Annotated in this window: 1 protein-coding gene and 1 pseudogene; both read left to right on the top strand. The window is 41.9% G+C overall.

Annotated elements, in window-relative coordinates; genetic code table 11:
* Positions 1–398: pseudogene (locus F6K37_RS41575) on the top strand (ferredoxin:protochlorophyllide reductase (ATP-dependent) subunit N); the annotation flags it as partial.
* A 273-nt stretch (positions 399–671) separates the two neighbouring features.
* A partial coding sequence (locus tag F6K37_RS41570) for a calcium-binding protein (RefSeq protein WP_287257109.1) occupies positions 672–1596 on the top strand: 925 nt, incomplete at its 3' end.

The following is a 1596-nucleotide window of genomic DNA, read 5'->3' as shown; positions in this document are numbered from 1 at the left end:
CTCGTTTCCTGGTTCGTTGCGGTATGACTTGCCATGAAATCGGTATCCCTTACATGGATAAGCGTTATCAGAAAGCTGAGTTAGCTCTGTTAGAACAGACTTGCCACGAAATGGGTGTACCAACTCCCAAGATTATCGAGAAGCCAGACAATTTCAACCAGATTCAGCGGATTTATGACTTGAAGCCGGATTTGGTGATTACCGGTATGGCTCATGCTAATCCTTTGGAAGCACGAGGGATTAATACTAAGTGGTCCGTTGAGTTTACCTTTGCTCAAATGCACGGCTTTACTAATGCCCGAGATATTCTGGAATTGGCAACCCGTCCGTTACGTCGCAATAACAGTCTCAAGGATTTGGGTTGGGATAAGTTAGTGAAAGAAGAGGCTAAGGTGTAGCGCTTCTTAGTGGAGTAGGGAGTAGGGAGTAGGGAGTCGGGAATCGGGAATCGGGAAGAGGTTTTTTTAAGGTTAAAAATACCTTTTGATTCGGTTTAATTTCTCCTATCTTCCTATCTCCCTATTTCCCTATCTCCCCACCAATAAAACAAATTTTAGCTCGACGCCAGAAACAGCCCTGCCCTTTATTTTTAATTTTTTTTATAAAATAGGACTACATTCATAATATTCAATTGTCAGCATCAATATTCCATTATCGGAGTAGATAAAAAAATGGCAATTATTTTAGGAACCCTCAACGAAGATAATTTAGAAGGTCTCTCTGAAAACGACATCATTCAAGCTTTAGATGGAAACGATATTGTTCGAGGACGGGAAGGCAATGATCTTATCCAGGGAAATCTAGGTAATGATGTAATTTCTGGAGATCAGGGTGATGATGTAATCCAAGGAAATGAAGGGAATGATACACTCTTTGGTGGAGAAGGTGAGGATGTAATTCAAGGTGGCGCTGGGAATGACCGAATTTGGGGTGATAGTGGTAATGATGTCCTCCAAGGCGGTGCTGGGAATGATACTTTCCGAGACAGTGCCGGTGTTAATTATTTTGATGGTGGAGAAGGTCTTGATACCGTTGAATTTCAAGAGCTAATCAACTCTGGTATTAAGCTGAATCTGGTTGAAGGCACTGCTAGTTACACCGATGATCAAAGTCAGGAAGTAACACAAACTTTAATTAGTATTGAAAGAGCAGTAGGTACTAATTTTAATGACGAACTGATCGGTAACGAGGCTGACAACAGTTTCTCCGGTTTAGAGGGTGATGACAAATATGTCGGTGGCGCAGGAAATGACGTTTTCCGAGACAGTGCCGGTGTTAACTATTTTGACGGTGGAGAAGGTCTTGATACCGTTGACTTTCAAAATCTAATCAACTCTGGTATTAAGCTGAATCTGGCTGAAGGCACTGCTAGTTACACCGATGAGCAAGATCAGGAAGTAGCACAAACTTTAATTAGTATCGAAAGAGCCGTAGGTACTAATTTTAATGACGAACTCACTGGTAACGAAGTTGACAACACTTTCTTGGGTTTAGAGGGTGATGACAAATATGTCGGTGGTGCAGGAAATGATACTTTCCAAGACAGTGGCGGTGTTAACTATTTTGACGGTGGAGAAGGTCGTGATACCGTTGACT

It is taken from the genome of Moorena sp. SIO4E2 (genome assembly GCF_010671945.1).
Taxonomy (GTDB): Bacteria; Cyanobacteriota; Cyanobacteriia; order Cyanobacteriales; family Coleofasciculaceae; genus Moorena; species Moorena producens.
This window is presented reverse-complemented; position numbering and strand designations above follow the sequence as displayed.